Source organism: Kroppenstedtia sanguinis, from assembly GCF_050433445.1.
GTDB lineage: Bacteria > Bacillota > Bacilli > Thermoactinomycetales > DSM-45169 > Kroppenstedtia > Kroppenstedtia sanguinis.
Genome location: NZ_JBNPXF010000032.1, coordinates 1 through 22,999, shown reverse-complemented (window position 1 = coordinate 22,999; position 22,999 = coordinate 1). Strand labels below are relative to the sequence as shown.

Below are 22,999 nucleotides of genomic sequence, written 5' to 3'. Positions count from 1 at the left end.
TCAGGCGGAGTGTGGCTCGGTGCCTCCGTCGGTTTCCATATCCATCATTTTGCGATCGTATATTTTGAAAAAGGGAAGATAGATACAAAAAGAGATGGCGATATTGATCAGCACCAGCAGAATGGCTCTCCAATCTCCCCCGGTTGCCAAATAGGCACCGATCGGGGCGGGTAAGGTCCAAGGGGGCTGGATGAAGGTGGGGGTGACCCAACCGATGGCCGTAACCACATAGGATAGAGTTGCGGTGATCAGAGGCGTGATCACAAAGGGAATGATCATGATCGGGTTTAAGACGATGGGTACACCGAAAATCACCGGTTCATTGATGTTGAAGATTCCCGGAACGAGACAAGCTCTGGAGAGGGTCTTGGAGTATTTTGATTTGGAGAATAGCAACATCGCCAGTAACAAGCCCAGCGTTGCACCTGAGCCTCCAATCCAGATAAACCACTGGTAAAAGGTTTCCGGAGCGATATGGGGGATATGGGAGGCGCCGGAGGCGACTGCGTCGGCGTTATTGAAGAGATATACCTCCCATACCGGACGCGCGACGGTGCCGACAACAGAGACTCCGTGAATCCCAAAGGCCCAAAAGAAAGTGATCAGAAAAACGGGAATCCAGACACCGACAATACTGTCCCCTGCCTTTACCAAGGGGGCGACGGCTTTGTCCACGATCTGATGCAGGTCGATGTCTAAAACCACAGTGATCAAAGACATGAGGAGAACCACCAATGCCACGGGAATCAGCGCTTCAAAGGAACGAGACACCGAGGCAGGAACTTGTGCTGGCATTCTGATCGTCAGTTTGCTCCCTTTGCAAAAGCGCAGGATCTCTACTGACAGGATGGAGACCAACATTGCTACAAACAGGCCGTGTCCCCCCAGGTTATCCATAGGGAGTACAAATCCCAGATCTTTGATCAGTTGGGGTGTGATGGTCAAAAGCAAGGCCGCCACTGCGGTCTGTGCTCCTGACAGGGGATCCAGCTCATAACTTTTGGCGAGATTGTATCCGACTCCGAATGCGATATACAGGGACATGATAAACATGGTTACTCGGTAGGGGATCAAGATCTCGTCTACATGTGCAGCGGCCCATTGGGAAATGAAGGAATCCTTTGGCAGTGGAGGAAAGGCGATGATCAGGAAAAAACTGCCGACAATAATAAAGGGAAGTGCCGAAATCACTCCATCTCGAATCGCCTGCAGATGGCGTTGTTCCGACAGTCTGGCCATCGGTCCAGACAATTTTTTATCCAAAAACGAGACGAAACCATTCATAGAGGCTCACCCTCTCTTTCAAGATGTGTTTGAAGACGATTAGCGATATTTAAATGGGGAGATCGTGTTCTACCCCGGGACCCTGCCATCTTGCAAGGAAGTGAACCGGGAGGTCAGCAACCCAAGGAAGAATGTTGCCCCTAAACGCCCTCCCGTAAGATTTTTCCGCTGAGAAGGATCACTATCTCGCGGCTTCAACCCATTAGATTGTAGTGCTCATGGTACGACCACGATTTCAGATTATAGTGCCTATGGTACATCAGGTCGCTTTGGTAGCACACGGTGAATCAACCGCTCAGGTTTGCAGACGATCAGGATGGGTTCACATGACGTTTTCGTTGTTCTACCGATTCAAAATCACTCCATGTGAAACCCCACCCTCCCTTTAGACATCCATAAGCTGTTTGACGGTTTTCAGCAAGATCGGACCGCCTAGAGGTGTATAAGCCTGGGGGGGAATGGCGCCACAAGGTACCGAAGCTTGCTCCGCTGCTTTCTGTATCGATTCCATCCGATGCCTCACCTGGGGTGCAACCATTACTAGATCCCATCCTTTCTTCAATTCAGCTTCCACATCGCTCGTTCCCACGGCTTGTACATCTAGCGGGACTCCCTGCTTTTCCCCCTCCTTTTTTAACGCCTGTACCACAATCGCACTGGACATACCCCCTGAACATACGAACAATACCTTCATATGCCTATCTCCTCCTCTTGAAATGCGTTCAATATATTCGATATGTTGAAAATTACGTCTCCATGCTGGGAAAATCGGGAGAGGTTGATTTGGCGCCTTTTCTCATATACAATTCAACTATCTTGTGATGCAAGATAGTATACCGGGAGGAGGAGTCTCCATCTCTAGTTACAGTCAAATGTTGAAGGGGATCATGGAAGGTTGCATCCTTGCGGTGATCGAAGAAGGAGAGGTGTACGGGTATGAGCTCAGCCTGCGGTTGCAACGATACGGATTTCCGGAAGTAAGTGAGGGAAGTATCTACCCTCTCCTGTTACGCCTGCAAAAGGAGAACCTGATCCAGGGCACCCTACATAAATCGCCTAGCGGAGGTCCGCCACGGAAATATTATCAACTAACTGAAGCAGGTACTGCTCAATTGATGCGCTTTCGTCAACAGTGGACCGAGTTGAGTTCTGCTGTAAATCGCGTGATTCAAGGGAAAGGGAAGTGATATTATTTTTGATCAACTATCTTGTTTTGCAAGTTAGTTTCTCAAGGAGGTTGAGTTTGGATGAACACAGATGAGATGATTCAAATGAACCATCGGTTTCGTGAAAAACTGACTCCGGAAAACCGAGAGTATTATGAAAAAATGTTACTTTATCTTCGTTCTAGTTCCGTTCCTCAACGTCAGTCGGAAGAATTGTTGCTGGAATGGTTGGGGCACCTACTGGAGGCGGAGAAGCAAGGGAAAACCGCACGGGAAGTCTTCGGCCCCGATCCGGAGGGATATTGTGAGGAATTGGTGACGGCCATGCCCCGGCGGGAATGGGGTTCTCTGGGGAAAGAAATTCTTTTCATCACTTGGTTGGGTTTCACCTGGACATTTTTTGTTCATGGAGTTTTGGGATTCATTCTTCAGTCGCTGGAACTTCCCTTCCGTGAGGATTACCGACCGGATCAACTCTCCCTTCTGTTCGTGCTTCAAAATTTGGGGTTGTTTTTCTTTGTCCAATGGGTTTTTCGTCATATCCAAAAGACGGTTTTCAGTGAAGAAGAAAAGGGCGTCCGGCAGAATTTGAAATTTGGTTTTACCTTTGCGGCGGGATTCGGGTTGTTTGGGTTGTTTGGGTTTTGGCTGGATCGCTGGTTGTCCCTCCCTACCCTCTCCCTGTCTCCGGTGATGAGTATGATCCTGTGGATGGTGTTTTACTCGGTTCACAGGGTGTGGATCAGGAAACTAGATTTTTAAGCAACTCAGGAATAAAGTGGATGATGGGAAGGAAACGACCCTTTCGCTCTTCCTATTGCCCTCATCGTAAAATATGGCTTGAGGGACGGGGCTGGTGGGACGGCTACGATCTCTTGCCAAGAACGCATAGCGAGACCCGGGAGCGGAAAGCGACCCTGGCGAGACTTGTGCCCTATGGGTGCAAAGGCTCTTTACCCTCCAACCAGACCGACCTGATTACTCCCTAAAATATGGATAATCAACACGTCTGTAAGCAACTGATTCCCTGTTTCAGTTCATTTCCCGGGAAAAGGTATGTGAGAAATCACATCATATGAAGGAGGGGCGAGGGATGATCTGTGTTGGTTTTTCTCATCTTGATTACAATGTGTCTGATTTGAAAAAAGCGATTAGTTTTTACGATCCACTGATGACGTTTCTCGGATTTGCCAAGGAAATAGAGAACCGGGAGTGGGTTTTGTATGGGAATGGGCGGATGAAATTATGTCTCGTTCAGTGTGAACCGACCTTTGCTGTTGCGGGATTTCATCGGAAACAGCCGGGGTTGAACCATATCGCCTTTCAGGCTGAATGCCAGGAGGATGTGGATCGAACGGCCGCCTTTCTCGAAAAGCGTGGGATTTCCAGGCTCTATCAAAGTCCGGCGCAATTTCATGAAGAGATGGAATACTATGCGGTCTTTTTTGAAGATCCATTTCGGTTGAAATTGGAAGTGGTGTACAGTCCCTCATACCTATTCCATTCCAGGCCATCCATTGACACGGGTGCCAATCATGAGTCATAATTATATAATAATTCCGTGAACGATGCTCAGGAAGGAGTGGGGAAACGCCATGGCAGAAACGGAAAAAACCGGAGTGGAACAGAGATCCATGATCCGCAAAGGGCGGGAAGGGGAAGGAAAGTATTTCGGGTCCGTTGTCTGGATGCTTCTGTTTACAGGGGTTTCCTTTGCATTGGTGGGAATGAACCTCTTGCCGGGGAATCTGCTCATTCCAGTGATTCTTCTATTGGCTGCCCTGCAGGTCCTGATGCAACTGTTCAGCTTTATGCACCTCGATTTCAAAGGGTACCTATCCGCGACGGTGTTTATGGGGAGCGGTTGTATCGTCGCCGCAACAGCGATTATCGCCATGCTCTTCTGGGTGTAAAGATTTCAAACCCTCTCCTGTGGGGAGAGGGTTTTCCATGTCAAAAGCGGCCAGTCCACTGGAAAAAGAGGACTACGAATCCCATCGCCCAGACATAGATGGCGAAGATCTTGAGGGAGCCACGCTTTAGCAGGTTGATCATCCAGCGGACAGCCAGATAGCCAAATAGAGCGGACATGAGGGTGGCCATCAATAAGGAGCTGAGCGGAAGCACTTGGGTCTGTCCTGATACTAGATCGACAAACTGCAGGAGCAGGGCTCCGGTGATCGCAGGGATCGATAGAAAAAAGGAAAAATGGGCGGCAGTGGATTTGTCGATGCGGCGAAACAAGGCAGCGGCAATCGTGAGTCCGGAGCGGGAGATGGCCGGCAGAATCGCTGCGCCTTGCCAAACACCGATAAAAGCGGCATCCGCATAAGAAATCTCTTCCAGTTGTTTATAGCCGTGCCGTTTCCAGTTGTCGGAGAGCCACAGGATCAGACCGGTAGCGAGGAACTCCCATCCGATGGTGACCCCGGTTTCCGAGATCTCTTCAAAGAAATCTTTAAAAGCGAGTCCGATGATCGCCGTGGGGAGGGTTCCTGCTAGCAAAAGTCCGCCCATGCGACTGAAGGGATTTTTCAGGAGGAAAAGGATTTCCTCCCGGTATACCACCAAGACAGCGATCAGAGTACCGAGGTGGAGCATCGTGTCTAGGAACAACCCCGCCTCGTCCAACCCAAACAGATGCCTGCCGAGATACAGATGACCGGTGCTGCTAACGGGCAGGAATTCAGTCAGTCCCTGGATGATGCCCAACACCGTGGCTTCCAACCAATCCATGGAGAACCCCCTTCGCCCATTAGGTGGCGGGTAGGAAGATTAACGATCGAGCAGGTGACCGATGGCGTTCACCACTTCTATAAACGAGGTCTCTTCGTCAAAACGGCCTGCTAAATTTCCTTCCCGGTCGATCAGGACGGAGGAAGGGACCGAGGTGAGACCATAGGCGTCATAAGTGGAACGGCCCTCATCCAGCAATACGGGAAAACGGTATCCGCGTTCCTGGATGAAGGGTTTCACCTGCTGGGGATCTGCCTCCCGGCCTGTAACATTGACCGTGAAAAAGGAAAAACGAGAAGAATCCAGCGAGCGGGCGAAGATTTCCTTCTGGGGGAGGTCCGCCTGGCAAGAGGGACACCAAGTTACCCAAAAAGAAAGGAGAATCACCTTTCCTCGCAGATCTTTCAGACAGATCCGATTGTCGTCCAGGTCGGGGAGGCAGAAGTCGGGAGCTTTCACTGAAGGCATGGATCCCACCTCCTTTCCACCTTTTTGATATCTGCAGGAGAGCCAAAGCAAAACGGAGACAGAAAAACCATAGGGCCCGGTCCGTTATAGGGACTGTTTTTTTCAGAGCTGTTGATTAACCAGGAAATGGATGGCGCGAACGAAACGATCTTTTCGCTCCTCCCATTACTCCCCCATCATAAAATATGGCTTGAGGGGACGGGGATGGGGGGACGGCTCCGATCTCTTGTAAAGAACGCATAGCGAGACCCGGGAGCGGAAAGCGACCCTGGCGAGACTTGTGCCCTATGGGTGCAAAGGCTCTTCACCGTCCCCTCATCCCGACCTGATCTCCTACCTAAAAAATAGGGCTAATCAACACGCCTGTGCCTTTTTAACATGCTTACCCTAACACAAGGTTCACTTCGAAGTCCATGGGCGTGTCCTCTTTATCTATACATAGTCTCTTGAGGACAAAAGATTCCATCTGTATAAGCCCCGGTTCTCCACCATATTCTAGACGTGTTGTGAAAAAGTCGTCATACCTACAGGACACAAGTCGTGCTTAGGGTCTCTTCGCTCCCCATGCTATGCAGGGAGGGTGGGGTTTCACATGGAGTGATTTTGGATCGGTAGAACAACGAAAACGATAGGTGAAATCCCATCCCACAGGTTATCACAACACTTCGATTGGATGAGTAGAGAGATCGCCTTCCGGTTGTCACAAGGTAAGGGACGGGTTCGCCGGCATTTTTGCTACAATGGAGATAAAAATAACGGTTCGTTGCAACGGACCGTCCTTTGGCTGGAGGGAGTTGCATGACACATCTGGAGGATCTGAAAGAGTCGGCCCGGCAACAGATCGGGCATTTGTTGCCCAGTAGTATTTTTGACGAGTTCGACCAGTTGAACTCGCGGATGCTAATCGCTGTCACCTGTATGCAACGGGGATTGAAGGGTCTCGCCTATCCATTGTTTCAATCCATTGCCGAACAGGGTCCCTCTGAGAATGAAAACCTTCACTTCGCCTATGTACGCAGTCTCGTGGAGATGGCAGAAATGGATGCAGAACAAGAGGATTTTGCACAAGCGGAAAAGAAAATGGACACAGCCCTGCAGGAGTTTCCGGAGTCGATGGGGTATATGATGAGCCGGATCCACCTGGAAGTCTACCTCACCTATTATCGTTTCCGTCTGGGTCAAAAAGAAACGGCCTATGCCGGATTGGAAGAGATCATTCGACAGGAAGAGCAGCGGTTTCGGGAGTTGGGGCCGGAGGATGGGCGCAACCTCGCGGGACCAGGTCTGTCTTACGCCATACACCAATTAGCCCTGTTTTACGGGGAGGATGGCAATTGGCAACAGGCAGTAGAAACCTTCCGTCGATTGCGGGAAACCGTGGCTGAGGTGGATGAGATCGCCTGGGGGCAAGGGGAGCGCTTGGCCGAGGCGGGTCGGTATGAGGAGGCTTTCCAGCAGCTAGAGGCCTCCGTCAGTTATCAGGCGGGTTAGATGGGAGTCGATTGAGCCCCGTTGGGGGCGATTGGATCGGCTCAGAGTTATCTCAACCTAAAGGCACGTTGCACAGGGTGACTGGGGAGGAGCGACTGTGACAGTTCGGAAAAGCGAAACGTCATGAGACCTCCTTCCCTCCTCACCCTATTCCAAGGAGGATTCAGTCATGCGCGCAGTCATCGTGAACCAACCCGGTGGGCCGGAACAGTTGGAGTTGGGAGAGGCGCCCCTCCCCCGGCCTGCCGAAGACGAATTATTGGTCCGGGTGCAAGCCACCGCTCTCAACCGGGCCGACCTCATGCAGCGGGAAGGAAACTACCCACCACCGCCAGGTGCCAGTCCGATTCTGGGATTGGAGATGGCGGGAGTGGTGGAAGAAGTGGGAGCAAAGTGTCGGGACTGGAAAGTGGGAGATCGGGTGTTCGGTCTGCTGCCAGGCGGCGGGTATGCGGAGTATGCAGTCATCCCCGCACAGATGGCCCTCCCGGTTCCAGAGCGATTAAACATGGTGGAGGCGGCAGCGATTGCCGAAGTGTTCCTGACCGCTTATCAAGCTTTGTTCTGGTTGGGTGACTTGCAAAAAAGGGATCGGGTATTGATTCACGCCGGAGCCAGCGGAGTGGGAACAGCGGCGATCCAGTTGGCCAAGTCCCATGGAGCCAGGGTTTTCACCACTGCTGGTTCTAAGGAGAAGCTGGAGGCTTGCCTTTCTCTCGGGGCGGATCTGGCACTCAACTACAAAGAGGGTCCCTTCGCTCCCGCAGTTCAAGAAGCGACGGGAAGGGAAGGGGTACAGCTGATCCTGGATTTTGTGGGGGCATCCTACTGGGAACAAAACGTCGACTGCCTGGGGATGGATGGCAAGCTGATTTTGATCAGTACCCTGGGGGGAACCCGCCCGGAAAAATTTAGTCTCGGCCCTATCTTGGCCAAACGTCTGCAAGTGATGGGAACTACTCTTCGCTCCCGCAGTCTGGACTACAAAAAGCGGCTTACCCGTAACTTTGCCGAGACGGCACTTCCCCTCTTCGAAGAGGGGAGACTCCAACCGATCTTGGACCGCGTATTCCCCTGGGATGAGGTCCGGGAAGCCCACCGCTATATGGAAGAGAATCGGAATATCGGGAAGATCGTGTTGCAAGTGGAGTAATTCATCAGCCTTTCTCCGACCCGCCGCCACAGGGTCGTAAGTTTACACTTCTACCCTGATTCAATCGTACAATCTCTCCTCTGAGAAGTGGAATAGGATACGGAGAACTCACTTCAGAAAGGGGGAGACGATCCGTGGGCTATGGTGGATATGGCGGCGGTTATGGTTACGGATTTGGCTTAGGTCGCCTGTTGATTTTCCTGTTAGTGATTGCAACGATTTTTGCTCTGGTTGGCAGTTTTGGATACTAAGCAGAGCAAAAGCCCCGTCACCGGGGCTTTTTTTTGTTTTCTTTCGTCGTGCAAAGGTAAGGATGGTACCCTCTGGATCCGGTCGGATTCTGGAGCTTTTTACCTCCAATTCTACAGATCAGAGATCTCCTTTCCCCCATTCCGGGGCGGAAGCGGCTGAAAGCGGGGGAGACCGCCTCAGCCAGTTTGGTGCTGTCTGGGAACCGTGATACGATGAAATCGCAAATACGAAGGGAGAGGTTTTTATTTTAAGGAACCAAGTTTCCGCAACTCTTGAGCGTGCGATGTTTGCATCTCACAACATGAGTTATCCAGAATATTTCCGCAGTCTGGATAAAAGGATGGAAGTAGAAAAAAAGCGGGAACAGGAATATCAAAAAGCGAAGCAATGGTTGATGGAGGTGGAGGTTTAGACGTCCGGACCATATAAATAGACAAGTTGGCAACCGGTGGCGGATAGCTGCCGGTTCGTCATTTTGCAAAAAAGCGGGATGCAAAGATGATATAATAAAGGCGGATCAATCAACCACCCCGTGGGATGGAAAAAGAGAAGGGTGAGTCTATGTCAGAAAAATATAGTTTGAACTGGGATTTGGATGTATTCTTTCCCGGTGGAAGTGATTCTCCTGAGTTTCAGCGCTTCATGGAGAATTTGGAAGAGGATGTAGACGGATTTCACCGTCGGATTCGCCAATTGGAAGGAACTTCGGCGACAGATGTTCGTTCCCTGGAGGAGATTTTGAACACGCTGCAGGATTTGATCGCCCGCTTGGATGAATCGGGTTCCTTCATCGAGTGTCTGACCTCGCAAAATACGAAAGATGAACAGGCTAAGATTTATCGTGCCCGTCTTTCCCAGGTGGGGGCAGCCTTTAACTCCGCAATGACCCGCCTCGATCGCCTCTTTTTACAGATGTCCGATTCGGAGTGGGCTTCTTTTTTGCAGAGTCCCAAAATCAGCCCCATCGCTTTCTTCTTGAAGGAGCGGCGGCGGTGGGCGGCGGAAAAACTGCCTCCGGAGATGGAAAGTCTGGCGGGAGATCTCTCCGTCGATGGATATGATGCCTGGGGGGACTTGTACAACACTATCGTCGGTCGCATGATCATTCCCGTCGAAGAAGGCGGAAAGACTCAGGAACTCTCCGTCGGTCAGGCTTCCAACAAAATGACCAGCAGCAACCGGGAACTGCGTCGCCAGGTGTTCCATCGATCGGGGGAAGCCTGGGAGAAAGAGGAGGAATTGCTGGCTGCTAGTCTGAATCATCTCGGCGGTTTCCGCCTCAACTTGTACCGTCAGCGGGGCTGGGATTCTGTCCTCAAAGAACCCCTGGATCTCAACCGGATGTCGGAAGCGACACTGAACACGATGTGGGAAGTGATCAGCCAAAACAAGCAACCTCTCCTTCGCTTCTTAGATCGGAAAGCTTCCCTCCTCGGGTTACATAAACTGAGCTGGTACGATGTATCCGCTCCCATCAGCCGGGAGGAGTCCCACGTGTCCTATGACGAAGCAGCGGAATTTATCCTGGAACATTTTCGTCGCTTCAATCCGGAGATGGCCGATTTCGCCAAGGGAGCATTTGACAACCGTTGGATCGAAGCGGAGGATCGCCCAGGAAAAAGGCCTGGTGGCTTTTGCACGAACTTTGGTGTGAGCAATCAGTCCCGGATTTTTATGACCTACTCCGGCACGGCTGATAACATCGGCACCTTGGCCCACGAACTGGGGCATGCTTATCATCAGCATGTGATGACAGACCTGCCGGTGATGGCCCAGCAATATGCGATGAATGTGGCGGAGACGGCCTCCACTTTTGCCGAATCGATCGTCTCTGATGCTTCCATCCGCCAGGCTCCCACCGAAGAGCGCCGGATCACCTTGCTGGAGGATAAGATTCAGCGGGCGGTCGCCTTCTTCATGGATATCCATGCCCGCTTCCTGTTTGAGACCCGTTTTTATGAGGAACGGAAAAAAGGACTGGTCTCTCCAGATCGGCTGAAGGAATTGATGCTGGAGGCAGAAAAGGAAGCTTTCTGTGATGGACTGGAAGAATATCATCCCCATTTTTGGGCTTCCAAGCTGCATTTCTACATCACGGGAGTGCCCTTCTATAACTTCCCTTACACCTTTGGCTATCTTTTCAGCACCGGCCTCTACGGACGTGCTTTGCAAGAGGGTCCTGCCTTTGCGGAGAAATATGTCGATCTCTTGCGCGATACCGGACGGATGAGCGTGGAAGACCTGGCACAAAAACATCTGGGTGTGGATCTCACCCGGCCGGATTTCTGGCAGGAAGCCGTCGATCTGGTGAAAGCGGATATCGACGAGTTCCTGAAGTTGACGGAAAAAGCCTGATCCTATCGGATCCGATGCCTGAAGGCGCCGGATCCTTTTTCTTTTGGAGTAGGGGAACCCGGGTGGATCAAAACCATCTTGATGGATGGTGGCAGTGATCACTCTCTTTTCCTCGTTGTAAGGAACTATACACATAAAAAATAAAAATGAACCTGGGCAGGTTCCCCCGGTTCAAACTGAGAATGTAGGTGATGGATGTTGGAAGATTTTGCCGAATTTTGACCCTAGGAATCCCCGGGCCCGCCGTTGGCACTTTGCGGGGACAGGCATGGTGTTCCTCTGTTTGGTGCTGGTGATCTTCGTCCGTTGGTGGTTTTGGTTGCTGCCCCGGTGATTGCTTACGGTCTGGCTTGGTAGAGCCATTTTTTCGTGGAGGGAAACAAACCCGCCACCTTTGGTCACCCGGTTTGGTCCTTACGTGTCGATTTTCGCATGTTTGGATTGATGTTGACCGGACGGGTGGAGGAGGAGCTCCGGTGAGTAGAGGAAAACTGTTTTTAAAAAAGCCGCGGTTTTCGCGACTTTTAAACGGACCGGAGGCGAAAGCACCCTGACGAGACTTGTGTCCTGTGGGAACGACAGCTTTTTCACAACCCTTCTAGTGCCCCTTCAGGAAACTTTGATCTTGTTTTTCAGCAAGGCGGAGGCAGGAGGGTGGGGCGGCTCCGATCTCTTGCAAAGAGCGCATAGCGAGACCGGGAACGGAGTGACCTTGGCGAGACTTGTGCCCTATGGGTACAAAGGCGAATCAAATCCCCACCCTCCTTACCTTTCTGTGATTTTCCACACAATGTTATCTGAGGGGCACTAGAATGCGTAATCAAAAGCACGTTCCATTTGATCGGCCTCTTTGGAGACTGCGAAAAAAATAAATGGACCCTTTGTCTTTAAAACGTGTTTATCGATCAAAAAAAACTCTTCCGGGCGGTAATCCTTGAATTTTACGGTTTGGGCGTCGATTCTGTGCGATATTTTCTCTTTGACACTCTCTATCTGATGGGCATCTTTTACTTTGATAATGGCCAATTCATCGGCCTTTACATTGGATGAGGCCGTAAAAAGGATGAAATCTTCAATGCTGTCGGCATCGATTTGATACAATTTTTGCAGCTTGCTCATGTCCCCTGGTTTCATGTGATCCAGGTTAACTTCCTGTTCAATCCGTTTCCCCACTTCGACAGCAGAAAGTTTTTCGACTGCCTTCTCTTTCTCACCGGAGCATCCGGACAAGAGACTCATCGCCACGGCCAGTGCGAACATCACGGCCAAAAACGTTCTTATATCCTTCCCATACCGCTTCATTGGATCGCCTCCGATAAGTTTTTGATCGATGGGTCTTCAGAGAACGTATGGACATTATAAAGCAGCAGTAACTCATCGATTTCACGTTCTTTCACAAACGTCGTCAAGTCTCCCTCGTAATATCGAAGGTCGACGACATCGATCTCGCTGAAGTGTTTTGTCAAGAATGGAATCAAACTGTTGGCATAGGAATCTTTGACCACCAGCAGCCTTTTCTTTTCTGGATGGGCTGTTGTGATTCGGATCAGCGGATGGTTGCCGTTAAGAAACACCGCATACTGATCCTTTTTATGAAGTTGTTCCATCTCATACAAGGAATCCGAGGTTTGGTCTTCATCGACATACTCCACCGTATATTTCTCCGGGTCCTTGGGCAAATACAGTTCAATGCTGTCCGGCTGGATCTGTCTGAATCCACTCTTCGAATGGAGCGAACCGTAAAATTGACGGGAGACTTGCCGGATATTGAAGTCTTCCTCCTGTTGGGGGGGAATCCCCATTTGCTTGCACAGCTCCCGATAGGCAAAATAGGCTCCCCGGGTGGTCCAATGATGATCGGTTTTATAAAAAATCGGTTGTTCCCGTTGGGTATACAGCGCGGGATATACATTGACAAAAGGGATTCCGCGCTGTTGGATCAGTTGCCGGATTTGGTCCAAATACGCCTTTTCATCGCCAGCCGGGGCATATGCCGGAAGTTGTTCCTTGAGCAGGGTTGTGGCTGTTGGCACAAGCATCACGTATTTACGGAGATTGGGAGTGGCGCGGTCAAAGGCAAGAATAGCATCAACCTTCTTCTCCAAATCCCCATCCTCCGGTGGAATAAATTGTTGAATGAGATGTCCATCTTTGCCCAGGTAAATCCCGTTGCTTTCTTTTTTTCCCATGATCCGATCCGTATCGGTTTTCACTCCGATCCAAAGGTCTCTGAAGATCAATTGATCGGAAATGTATTTCTCGAAATCGGAGGTGAACTTTCCCGACGTCAGCGATTTCAGTGAGATCTGCGGCAGTGGCTCCAACATCCGATTTTCCGATTCCGAGAACGTCCGATCGGGCACTAACAGGTTCAGGATCGCAATTGAACCGGTGAACAGCAGCAGCAATAAGCCTAAGATATTTTTGCTTATTTTGTCATACCTGTTCAGGGTCGTCACCTCCTTTAAAATCGAAAGTACAGGAACGGGTTGTAGGTATCATCGACTAAATAAGCCGTCGACAGAACCATCAATATAAAACACACGGCCGGAACGGCGATCGCCCCTGCGACCCCCCACTTTTCCTTCACATGGGATAAAACTTTTCCCGGAAGCGGTGTTGCACATAGAGCCAACAGGATCAACAAGACGGGATGGGTGGACAGAGCGTAGAACGCTTGATCATCTGCAATTCCGTTCGCACCGTACCCAAACATCACCCCGATGAACTTCAAGCTGGAAGCCAAATGATCAAAATCGAACCATACCCAGCCGACAATGACTATCAGGAGTGTGTAGATATGTGCCATAAAAGTTGGGCTGCGTTGTAGCCATTTCAGAAGAAACAGCTTTTCAACTGTAACGAAGAGACCAAAATACAAACCCCATATGATAAAATTCCAGTTCGCCCCGTGCCATAAGCCGGTCAGAAACCAGACCACCAACAGATTGCGAAACTGTTTCAATAGGCCCAACCGATTGCCACCGAGGGGAATATAGACATATTCCCGAAACCAGGAGCCCAATGATATATGCCATCTGCGCCAAAATTCCGTAATGCTTTTGGATATATAAGGGTAGTTGAAGTTTTTCACCAAATCGAAACCGAACATCTTGCCGAGCCCGCGCGCCATATCCGAATACCCGCTGAAATCGAAGTAAATTTGAAAGGTAAAGGCGATGATCCCCAGCCATGCGGACAAGATGGACAAATCCTCCGAGGGTGTCGCTTTCACATTCGCCCACAGCAACCCGATATTGTTGGCGAGCAACACCTTTTTTGCAAGTCCTCTGATAAAACATTCCGCCCCTTCGCCAAACCCCTCAAGCGTCACCTTACGGGAAACCAGTTGTTTCGCAATATCGCCGTATTTGATGATCGGACCTGCAACCAGCTGCGGAAACATGGTGACGTAGGTTCCGAAGTGGATGATATTCCGCTGCACGGGTATTTGACCCCGGTAGACATCGATTACATAAGACATCGTTTGGAACGTATAAAAGGAGATGCCCACCGGCAGCGGAAGATCCGCCGCCTGTATGTGCAGATGGAAGAGCTGATTGATGTTGTCAAGGACAAATCCGGCATACTTGAAAAAGGAGAGAATGCCCAAACTGCCGATGATGGATCCGATTAAAACGGCTCGGGCGATCGGTTTACGGTGTCTGTATCGGTCAATCAGCAGTCCGTTGCAATAGTCAAATACGGTTGTGAAAATCATGATGAGGATATAGACTGGCTCTCCCCAAGCATAAAAGATTAGGCTTGCAACGAACAGGACGACATTTCGAAGCCCCTTTGGCGACATATAATAGATCAAAAGAGTTGCTGGCAGGAAGAGGAACAAAAATATCAAGCTGCTGAAGACCAACCCTTGTCACCTCCAATACGATGATTTGCAACCTATTTGACCCGGTCTTTCAGCAACTCCAACATGAATGTATAAAACTCTTCTTTAAAATGGATCCCATCCGAATCGTGCAGATTTTTGTGTTTTGCAAAGATGGGAGACAGATCTGCATAGCCCACTTTTTTCTCAGCGGCCAGCTTTTTCAATCCCTGATTATAATCACTGATATTTTTGTAACGGGGTTCCTTCTTCTCTGCATCGGGTGTAACCGGAGTCACAGACAGTACGGTAATGTTGGCACCTGGGAGTTTCTCCTCGATTTTGTCTATCAATTTGGCATAATACGCCAGTGAATACTGCTTGGGATTGTCGGTTACTTTAGGCGGTAATAAAATGTCATCGGATCCCAGTTGGATAAAGATGTGCTTCGGGTTTCTCTTTGCGATTTTGTTCACATCATCCAATGCCACCTCGGTGATTTTCCCGGCGCCTGCTTGCACATTGGCATCATCCAATAGATCGTGGTAGGATAGCCCCTCCGTAATGGAATCCCCCAAAAATACGCTGTGTTGAAAGACCGATCGATACGAAGTTTCGGCCGACTTTGAAGGTGTGGCTTGAGTTTGAGAGGGCTGATTTTCCGGGAGTTCGTCGTGGGGAGCGTTTCCGCATGCTGCCAAACCGAATACAGTGCCTACAATGAATAATGTTGAAAGGATTTTCTTTGCCATGAGGTGGTTCCTCCCTTAATCTAATTTCAGGTATTCTTTGATTCCATCCACAATCGAGACAGCCATCCGGTTTTGATATTCCTCTGTCAGCATTTCTTTCTCTTCTTTCGGATGGGTCAGATATCCCATCTCAATCAAAACGGCCGGCATTTTCGTATCCTTTAAAACAAAATAATTCTCTTTCTTTACACCCCGGTTCTGAAAGCCACTCCCTTGGACCACATGTTTGTGCATGACCTTGGCCAGGGAACGGGAATTCCAGTGGTAATAATACGTTTCCGTACCGGAAACATCAGGGTTGGCAAAGGTGTTGCCGTGAATGGATATAAATAGATCAGCGCCCAAATCGTTGGCGAATTTCGGCCTGGCACGGTCGACAGAAGATATAAAACGGTCATCTGTTCTGGTGAGATGAACCTGTAGTCGCGGCTCTGCCTGCGCCAGTTTTTCCACTTTGCGCGATAATTTCAGTGTGAAATCCTTCTCAAATTGTCCGCTGGCCCCTGTCGCACCGTGATCTTTGCCGCCATGGCCGGGATCGATGACAACCTTATACACCGATTTGCTGTTTGAGTTGCTGAAGTTGTAGAAGGCAACGATCCCAATGGCGGTGAAGATCAACAGGATCATGATGATCATCGGCGGTCTGACCGTTTTCATTTTCTTATCCCTCTACTTTGTATTGAAGTTTGTTGGGTAACTCCCTCTGCCTGCAAAAAAGAATAATAGACAAAGATCAAGATCAAATGCAGAAGAAGTGCACATCAAATAAAAAAAACCTGAGTCTCCTTGCTCAGATTCTGAAACTGCCGGAACAAAAAAAGCAGAACCGAGGTTCTGCACGCTAAATTTTTTTATTCAGATGGAAATAGAACATGACGCCGTCAGATGTATTGATTACGCCATAGGGCACGCCATGCAATTCCAATATCCTCCTGGAGATGGCCAGGCCGAGTCCGGTTCCTCCAGTGGAACGATGGCGGGAAGCTTCGCCGCGATAGAAACGATTCCAGATCTTTTCCAACTGCTCGTCGGGAATGTGGGTTCCTTTATTTTCGATACATACTTTGACCGTGTCCCGCTCTTCGACGATGGAAATGGCAATCGATTCTTGTTCCGGCGTGTGGCGAATCGCGTTGGTGAGAAAATTGACAATCACTTGTTCAATCCGGCGTTGATTGGCCACCACTTCGATCGGTTCAAGACGGGTGTGCAGCTGCAATGATTTGCTTTCAATCTTCCAAGCGAATTTTGCACAAATCCGCTCAATGACGGTGTCGATGGAAAACGAATCCATGTCCATTTGATACGTACCCGACTCATACTTTGCCAATTCCAGCATATCCGCGATCAGCAGGTCCATCCTTCTCACTTCATCTTCCATCGCCGCAAAATAATATTCCCGCTTATGGCTTGCAACCCCGTCCTTCAGAATGGAAAGGCAGCTTTGAATGACGCTCAACGGGGTTTTCAATTCATGGGAGACCCCGGATATAAATTCTTTCCGCGTGTTTTCCAGCTGTTTTTCCTTCTCGATATCCTGCTCCAACCGAGTGATATGGGTATGAAGCCGATCGGAGAGTTCGTTGATGTTACGCGACAGATCCCCGATCTCATCCTGGGTCGTCACCGGAATTTTCTCGGAAAAGTCCAATCCGGTGATTCGTTGCGTAGTTTGGTTGATTCGCAGTAACGGCCGGGCAATGCGACGGGAGTAATAAAATGATGCCAACAGTACGAGCAGCAGTGTGGCGATCACAATATATCCATAGTAATCCCGCATCACCCCCGCGGCTTCATTGACAGGCTGCAGAGATGTCATCGCAAACACATAAGCGGGCTTTCCGTCCCGGTCTTTGATGGTGTCCACAAAGATTTTGTACTTCACATGATTTTCTTCAAAATCCATGATTTTACTCGAATTCGCCTTGCGATCGTCTCCGTACAAAAGATCCGCTTGAAAAGCTTTGACCCGATCCAGAAATAAATGGTTTGTATAGCGTGAAAATCCGACGCCTTCCGGTGCGTGCACCTTTGTAACCGTTCCTTTGACAAGCCAATTAGGATACTTTTCATCATATTTCGTCGCATTTTTAAACCTGGGGACAATAACTTCATATTCTTTGTTCACCATCTGATGATTTTCCAGATGCCCCTCCTCTCTCAGATGGCTTGGATTCCTTCCCACCCGTTGTACTACTGGCTGGTTCTTCATCATTCTACCTTCCATGGCAATCCGCTCTCCCTCTTGAATCCATGTGTCGAGAAACGAATCGTCATTATTGAAGTCTTCCACATTCATGATACTGTACAGCGGGATGGTGAGCCTTTGATTGGCAAGGGGGTGGTTGTCATCGGAGGAGTCCACCTGGATCTCCATGTTAAAATCGCCGGTATGTTTCAAGTTGCCCATGGCATCGAGGGTCGTGATCCAGGTGTGATGCTTTTGATAAAAGTCCAGTTCAAGATTGACCACGGCTTGTGGGTCTTCCGCATTCTTCAGGTAGTCCTTTTTATAGGATTGAAGAGCTGCCTGGATATCCTTCACCTTTTTATGCACATAAAACTCTTTGAAGAACACGGTTTGTCCGATAAAAACGACCGAAAGAATGAACAGGCACAATGCGGACGTCAATATGAACAGCTTGAGTACAATACCGCTTTTCATGGTTGATCCTCAAATTTGTATCCTGAACGAACGACGGTGACGATGGATTTGGCGTGCTCTCCCAGTTTGGAACGGAGATTGCGAATATGACTGTTGACCGTTCGATTGTCACCTACGAAATCATATCCCCAAATTTTCGTGATCAGTTGTTCTCTTGTGATGATGATTCCTTTGTTTTTCATCAGGCATGCCAGGATTTCAAACTCCGTATGGGTTAAATTGCAGTTTTCCCCATCAACTGTAACGGAACGGGAGGGGAAATGGATCGAAATTCTGCCATTGGATAATGTATCGTTCTCATGTTCCCGAGCAGGCCGACTCTCCAAAAGTCGCTTTGCCCGTGCCAGCAAAATCCGGGGACTGTACGGTTTGGTAACATAATCATCTGCACCGAGCTCAAATCCGAGCAGCGTATCATCCTCATCCGAACGTGCTGTCAACATAATGATCGGAGTGTTCGACGCCTTGCGAATGCGTCTGCACACCGACCACCCGTCCAATTCAGGCAGCATAATATCCAAAATGATTAAATGCACCTCATGCTCTTGAAACAGTGTCAATGCATGTCTTCCGTCGGCTGCTTCCAACACTTCATAGCCTGCATCGAGCAAATAATCCTTTATAATTTCACGTAAAATCTGCTCATCCTCCACAACCAGTATCTTTTTTGACATTCGGCGATCTCTCCGTGTTTTTAAGTAGGATTAAGTATTTAAAAAGTATAGAGAATGCAACATATTATTGGATATTCTATCATGTCGAGGACAATATCAATAAATATAACTTTATTTATTATAACATGGGCAAGGAATGTATAGGATTTATGGAAGAATCCATTGAAACAGGGAATGAGGGGGGATATGAAACTTCGTTTACAAGGGCCCCGGGTGGTGCTGAGGGACTTGGAGCCGGAGGATCTGGATCGTCTCTGGTATTGGAAATATGAAGCAGAGCATAGACAAAGGTCTTTTAAAAGCCTCTATCATTGCGGAAAAGCTGTTAGTGAACTGATCATACTGCCCCAAATGAATGGCAAACATTGTGAAAAAGTCGTCACAGAGGGTGGGTTTTACTGATCCTTTGGAAGCCATTCTCATGAGGGGCATGGGAATGGCTTCTTAATTGCGAAAGGAACGCAAGAGAGATATCTTGATTAAAAACTATAAAAAATTTGAGATCCGATGCCCTCAGGCATCGGATCCTTTTTCTGTTGCTTGGGGGTGCTGTACACAGAGCCAAACCGATCCGCGAGGTGACATATTGAAAGGCCTTTTCTATGAGTGGGTTGGCTCTTCATTTAAATTTAGATATTCTTTGATTCCATCCAGAATCGCGACAGCCACCCGGTTTTGATATTCTTCGGTCAGCATTTCTTTCTCTTCTTTGGGATGGGTCAGATATCCCATCTCAAGCAAAACAGCTGGCATGGTTGTATCCTTCAACACAAAATAATTCCCTTTCTTTACACCTCGATCCTGAAAACCACTCTTTTGCACCACATGTTTATGCATGATCTTGGCCAAGGCAAGGGAATTCCAGTGGTAATAATACGTTTCCGTGCCGGAAACCTCCGGGTCGTCAAAGGTATTACCATGAATGGATATAAACAGATCCGCATGCAAATCGTTGGCCAATTTCGGCCGGGCATGGTCGATAGAAGAGATAAAACGATCCTCTCTTCTAGTGAGTTCCACCTGTAGTCGTGGCTCTTCCTGGGACAGTTCTTCCACTTTACGTGACAACTGCAGAGTAAAGTCCTTCTCAAAATGTCCACTGGCCCCTGTCGCACCCTGATCTTTACCGCCATGGCCGGGGTCGATGACAATTTTGTACTCCGATTTGTTGTGGGGGACGAAGTTGTAAAAGGTAATGATTGCAATAATGGTGAAGATTGATAAGATGATGATCGATGGTTGGATCCTTTTCAGCTCTATCACTCCTCTGGTTGTGTTGTAGTTTAGCACAGAGCAACTATATATTTTTGAATGTTATATCAAGTGGATACCCAAATCAACATGAACTGGAGAGCTTGTAATAGTGGAATTAATAGGATTTATGGAAGAATCCATTGAAATAGAGGATGAGGGGGATGGTGAATGCAGCTTACTATGCAAGGACCTCGAGTGGTGCTGAGAGACTTGGAGCCGGAGGATCTGGATCGCCTCTGGTATTGGAAATATGAAGCAGAGGATCGGGAACACCAACTGTGGAACGGCCCTTACCGGCCAGTGGTGAAACCGGTACGGGAGGAGTTTGACCACCAGTGGAGGCAGGAGTTGGAGCGTGTAGGAACTGATTTGCCACGGAGAAAGATGGTGATCGAGATTGACGGGGAATTGAAGGGCACGGTCAATCGCTACTGGGTGGATGAGGTTACCCATTGGTTAGAGATCGGGATTGTCATCTTCGATTCCCGATACTGGTCCGGAGGTTACGGGACGGAATCCTTTCAGATGTGGATCGATTATCTCTTCCATCATATGGACCTGGCCCGCCTAGGAATCTCTACTTGGTCTGGGAACGAGCGCATGATTCGTCTTGCGGCCCGCTGTGGCATGGTGGAAGAGGCAAGAATCCGGAAAGCCAGGATCGTCCGGGGACAGTACGTTGATTCGGTCAAGATGGGGATCCTCCGCGAAGAGTGGGAAGGGAGGAGGCAGGAGTTGTGAAAAAGCCGTCACAGGGGGCGGATTTTACTGATCCTTTGGAAGCCATTCTCATGAGGGGCATGGGAATGGCTTCTTAATTGCGGAAGGAACGCAAGAGTGATATCTTAATCAAAAACTCTAAGAAAATTTAAGATCCGACGGAAAGGATTCTGCCTCATGAAACTTAAGATGTTTTGGGTATTGGTTCCCTTGGTCATTCTGGTGACGGGTTATATATTATACCCTCATGATGTCACCCATGGCTCTGGTAAGGAGATCTATGTTTCTCCAGATGGGGATGACGAGAATCCCGGAACCCAGTCGCAACCTTTGCGAACCCTGCAACAGGCATCCAAACAGGCGACTGCCGGAACCACTGTACTGGTTCGGGAAGGCGTCTATCCGGAAGAACTTCAGGTGAAACACAGTGGCACTGCGGCGAAGCCGATTACATTCAAAAATTATAAGGATGAAAAGGCTGTGATCAGTGGCAAGAATCGAAAAGAGCCACAAGAAGAAACGGCTCTGGTGCAGGTGGTGAACCAAGACTACGTCACGATTCAAGGGTTTACCATTGAGGACTTATCCACTTCCGTGGCGGATGCCACGGTGATGGGGATTTACGTCACAGGCACCAGTCACCACATCCAGATCAAAGGAAACCATGTCCGTCGGATTGAAACCACAGCAGAAGATGGCAATGCACATGGAATAGCCGTTTATGGGACGGATGAAATGAAAGACATTCAAATATTGGACAACACCGTCGAGAAGTTAAAACTGGGATTCAGTGAAGCCCTAGTCTTAAACGGAAATATCGATGATTTTGTCATCGCGAATAATACTGTCCGCGAAAATGATAATATCGGGATTGATCTGATCGGGCATGAAGGAACCGCTACAAAAAATGACTATGTGCGAAATGGGATCGTGGAGAATAACACAGTTTATAACAACTCTTCCTATGGCAACCCCTCTTATGGAGAGGACTATTCCGCCGGGGGGATCTATGTAGATGGTGGAAGGGAGATTGCTATCCGAAAAAATAAGGTCTATCAGAATGATCTAGGCATTGAGGCTACCTCTGAGCATCAAGGGAAATATGCAGAGGAGATTCGTATCACCGAAAACGAGGTGTATGACAACGCCTTTACCGGGATCTCCATTGGGGGTTACGATGATCAACGCGGCGGAACCAAAAATTCAACCATTTCCCATAATACCATCCATCATAATGATACTAAGGGATTGGAAGGTGGACAGTTACTATTTCAATACCATGCCACAGACAACCAGATCGAACACAATCGACTGACTGCAAGTGATTCCCGCATTTTTCTTGTGAATGATTCCAATTCCAACCAAGGGAATCGCTTGAATCGAAATATTTATCACAAAGAAGAAGGCAAGAAGGGAATTTGGATTTGGGAAGGGGAAGAATTTAGGGATTTTTCCGCCTATCAAAAAAGCACCGGGAATGATCTGGAATCTGAATACAGATCGTAGCAGAGCTGTTGATAAACTATAAAGTGAATGATGGGAATGAAACAGCCCTTTCGCTCTACCCATTGCCCCCATCGTAAAATATGGCTTGAGGAGACGGGGATGGAGACGGTTACGATCTCTTGCCAAGAGCGCGAAGGCTCTTCACCGTCCCACCATCCCGACCTAGTTCCTACCTAAAATATGGCGAATCCACACGCCTGAGATCGTAGGCATGTGGATTCCTCCTTTTTTTTGGGGGGAGATTGTGTTCTACCCACCCATCGGGCAGGCGGGCCAAACCTGACGGAAGTAACACAAAGAAGGGTTGTTCCCAGGGAAAATCCATAGTTAATGCCCCTTCAGGTAACATCGATCTTATTTTCAGCGGGGTGGGAACAAGTTGGTGAGGCGGCTCCATCCTTTCCCTTCTGTGATTTTCCACACAATGATCGCTGTGGGGGCCTATTTCGGCACCAAAGTTCGTGCGAGCCAAAGTCACTCCATGTGAAACCACCCTCCCCCCGATGCCATCCCTTTCCTTTAACGCTTGAATGGATTTGCCACACTCTAAACGCCCTCTCGTCAGACTTCTCCGCTGAGTGGGATGGCATCCTCAAATTGTAGTGCCTGTGGTGCATCCCTAATTTCAGATTGTAGTGCCTGTGGTGCATCCCTAATTTCAGATTGTAGTGCCTGTGGTGCATCCCTAATT

General features: G+C 49.0%; 24 protein-coding genes and 1 pseudogene. 13 read left to right on the top strand and 12 right to left on the bottom strand.

Going from position 1 to position 22,999, the window contains the following annotated elements; translation table 11 throughout:
* Window positions 1-1,284 carry a PTS sugar transporter subunit IIC gene (locus JOD24_RS15080; protein WP_429247262.1) on the bottom strand — a complete coding sequence of 428 codons (1,284 nt, stop codon included), beginning with the start codon at window positions 1,282-1,284 and terminating at the stop codon, window positions 1-3.
* A gap of 385 nt (window positions 1,285-1,669) precedes the next feature.
* Window positions 1,670-1,978 (bottom strand): PTS sugar transporter subunit IIB, encoded by a 309-nt coding sequence (locus JOD24_RS15075; protein ID WP_380164420.1) that lies wholly within the window; start codon window positions 1,976-1,978, stop codon window positions 1,670-1,672.
* A gap of 127 nt (window positions 1,979-2,105) precedes the next feature.
* Between JOD24_RS15075 and JOD24_RS15070 the strand changes: the two genes are divergently transcribed.
* From JOD24_RS15070 to JOD24_RS15055, 4 genes are all read left to right on the top strand, one after another.
* Window positions 2,106-2,471, top strand: coding sequence for a PadR family transcriptional regulator (locus tag JOD24_RS15070; RefSeq protein ID WP_380164418.1), 366 nt, complete (start codon window positions 2,106-2,108; stop codon window positions 2,469-2,471).
* 60 nt (window positions 2,472-2,531) lie between these two features.
* Window positions 2,532-3,212 (top strand): DUF1129 family protein, encoded by a 681-nt coding sequence (locus JOD24_RS15065; RefSeq protein ID WP_429247261.1) that lies wholly within the window; start codon window positions 2,532-2,534, stop codon window positions 3,210-3,212.
* Between the two features lie 331 nt (window positions 3,213-3,543).
* Window positions 3,544-3,996, top strand: a complete 453-nt coding sequence (locus JOD24_RS15060) for a VOC family protein (RefSeq protein ID WP_429247260.1) — start codon at window positions 3,544-3,546, stop codon at window positions 3,994-3,996.
* A 49-nt stretch (window positions 3,997-4,045) separates the two neighbouring features.
* Window positions 4,046-4,363 carry a cytochrome C oxidase subunit IV family protein gene (locus JOD24_RS15055; RefSeq protein WP_429247259.1) on the top strand — a complete coding sequence of 106 codons (318 nt, stop codon included), beginning with the start codon at window positions 4,046-4,048 and terminating at the stop codon, window positions 4,361-4,363.
* 40 nt (window positions 4,364-4,403) lie between these two features.
* On the opposite strand, the gene JOD24_RS15050 is transcribed toward JOD24_RS15055, so the two are convergent.
* Window positions 4,404-5,186 (bottom strand): undecaprenyl-diphosphate phosphatase, encoded by a 783-nt coding sequence (locus tag JOD24_RS15050; RefSeq protein ID WP_429247258.1) that lies wholly within the window; start codon window positions 5,184-5,186, stop codon window positions 4,404-4,406.
* Window positions 5,187-5,225: 39 nt separating this feature from the next.
* Window positions 5,226-5,654, bottom strand: coding sequence for a TlpA family protein disulfide reductase (locus JOD24_RS15045; protein ID WP_429247257.1), 429 nt, complete (start codon window positions 5,652-5,654; stop codon window positions 5,226-5,228).
* A 798-nt stretch (window positions 5,655-6,452) separates the two neighbouring features.
* Here JOD24_RS15045 and JOD24_RS15040 point away from each other — a divergent pair.
* The 6 genes and pseudogenes from JOD24_RS15040 (at window position 6,453) to JOD24_RS15020 (ending at window position 11,385) form a co-directional block, all read left to right on the top strand.
* Entirely contained in the window at window positions 6,453-7,145 is a 693-nt protein-coding gene (locus JOD24_RS15040; RefSeq protein WP_380164406.1) for a tetratricopeptide repeat protein, read from the top strand.
* A 169-nt stretch (window positions 7,146-7,314) separates the two neighbouring features.
* Window positions 7,315-8,298 carry an NAD(P)H-quinone oxidoreductase gene (locus JOD24_RS15035; protein ID WP_429247256.1) on the top strand — a complete coding sequence of 328 codons (984 nt, stop codon included), beginning with the start codon at window positions 7,315-7,317 and terminating at the stop codon, window positions 8,296-8,298.
* Window positions 8,299-8,432: 134 nt separating this feature from the next.
* Window positions 8,433-8,549, top strand: coding sequence for a sporulation protein YjcZ (locus tag JOD24_RS15030; RefSeq protein WP_429247255.1), 117 nt, complete (start codon window positions 8,433-8,435; stop codon window positions 8,547-8,549).
* A 284-nt stretch (window positions 8,550-8,833) separates the two neighbouring features.
* A complete protein-coding gene (locus JOD24_RS16095) occupies window positions 8,834-8,962 on the top strand; it encodes a YuzK family famiily protein (protein ID WP_488168473.1) in 129 nt (42 codons plus the stop codon).
* 149 nt (window positions 8,963-9,111) lie between these two features.
* Window positions 9,112-10,905 (top strand): M3 family oligoendopeptidase, encoded by a 1,794-nt coding sequence (locus tag JOD24_RS15025; protein ID WP_429247254.1) that lies wholly within the window; start codon window positions 9,112-9,114, stop codon window positions 10,903-10,905.
* A gap of 205 nt (window positions 10,906-11,110) precedes the next feature.
* Window positions 11,111-11,385, top strand: a pseudogene (locus JOD24_RS15020) (Mpo1-like protein).
* Between the two features lie 327 nt (window positions 11,386-11,712).
* Here JOD24_RS15020 and JOD24_RS15015 read toward each other — a convergent pair.
* The 7 genes from JOD24_RS15015 to JOD24_RS14985 all read right to left on the bottom strand — a co-directional run bounded on the left by JOD24_RS15015 (window position 11,713) and on the right by JOD24_RS14985 (window position 18,828).
* Window positions 11,713-12,207, bottom strand: coding sequence for a DUF4358 domain-containing protein (locus JOD24_RS15015; protein WP_380145799.1), 495 nt, complete (start codon window positions 12,205-12,207; stop codon window positions 11,713-11,715).
* Entirely contained in the window at window positions 12,204-13,355 is a 1,152-nt protein-coding gene (locus tag JOD24_RS15010) for a DHHW family protein (RefSeq protein WP_076525921.1), read from the bottom strand. Before JOD24_RS15010 ends, JOD24_RS15015 begins: the two co-directional genes overlap by 4 nt.
* Before the next feature lie 14 nt (window positions 13,356-13,369).
* The gene (locus JOD24_RS15005; RefSeq protein WP_380164398.1) at window positions 13,370-14,776 is read right to left on the bottom strand and encodes an MBOAT family O-acyltransferase; all 1,407 of its coding nucleotides are present in this window, start codon (window positions 14,774-14,776) and stop codon (window positions 13,370-13,372) included.
* A gap of 32 nt (window positions 14,777-14,808) precedes the next feature.
* Window positions 14,809-15,486: a GDSL-type esterase/lipase family protein gene (locus tag JOD24_RS15000; RefSeq protein WP_076525802.1), complete on the bottom strand. Its 678-nt coding sequence runs from the start codon at window positions 15,484-15,486 to the stop codon at window positions 14,809-14,811.
* A 15-nt stretch (window positions 15,487-15,501) separates the two neighbouring features.
* Window positions 15,502-16,146 carry an N-acetylmuramoyl-L-alanine amidase family protein gene (locus JOD24_RS14995; RefSeq protein WP_429247253.1) on the bottom strand — a complete coding sequence of 215 codons (645 nt, stop codon included), beginning with the start codon at window positions 16,144-16,146 and terminating at the stop codon, window positions 15,502-15,504.
* Window positions 16,147-16,330: 184 nt separating this feature from the next.
* A complete protein-coding gene (locus tag JOD24_RS14990; protein ID WP_429247252.1) occupies window positions 16,331-18,154 on the bottom strand; it encodes a sensor histidine kinase in 1,824 nt (607 codons plus the stop codon).
* Entirely contained in the window at window positions 18,151-18,828 is a 678-nt protein-coding gene (locus JOD24_RS14985) for a response regulator transcription factor (RefSeq protein ID WP_380145793.1), read from the bottom strand. Before JOD24_RS14985 ends, JOD24_RS14990 begins: the two co-directional genes overlap by 4 nt.
* Window positions 18,829-19,014: 186 nt before the next feature.
* Here JOD24_RS14985 and JOD24_RS14980 point away from each other — a divergent pair, with 186 nt between their 5' ends.
* Window positions 19,015-19,230 (top strand): hypothetical protein, encoded by a 216-nt coding sequence (locus JOD24_RS14980; protein WP_429247251.1) that lies wholly within the window; start codon window positions 19,015-19,017, stop codon window positions 19,228-19,230.
* A gap of 198 nt (window positions 19,231-19,428) precedes the next feature.
* Here the strand turns inward: JOD24_RS14980 and JOD24_RS14975 are convergent, their stop codons facing one another.
* Window positions 19,429-20,091: an N-acetylmuramoyl-L-alanine amidase family protein gene (locus JOD24_RS14975; protein ID WP_429247250.1), complete on the bottom strand. Its 663-nt coding sequence runs from the start codon at window positions 20,089-20,091 to the stop codon at window positions 19,429-19,431.
* Window positions 20,092-20,250: 159 nt separating this feature from the next.
* On the opposite strand from JOD24_RS14975, the gene JOD24_RS14970 reads away from it, so the two are divergent.
* Together JOD24_RS14970 and JOD24_RS14965 are read left to right on the top strand one after the other, a co-directional pair.
* Complete coding sequence (locus JOD24_RS14970; protein WP_429247249.1) at window positions 20,251-20,823, top strand: GNAT family N-acetyltransferase; 573 nt, start codon at window positions 20,251-20,253, stop codon at window positions 20,821-20,823.
* A gap of 156 nt (window positions 20,824-20,979) precedes the next feature.
* Window positions 20,980-22,308: a right-handed parallel beta-helix repeat-containing protein gene (locus JOD24_RS14965; protein ID WP_429247248.1), complete on the top strand. Its 1,329-nt coding sequence runs from the start codon at window positions 20,980-20,982 to the stop codon at window positions 22,306-22,308.
* Window positions 22,309-22,999 lie beyond the last annotated feature (691 nt).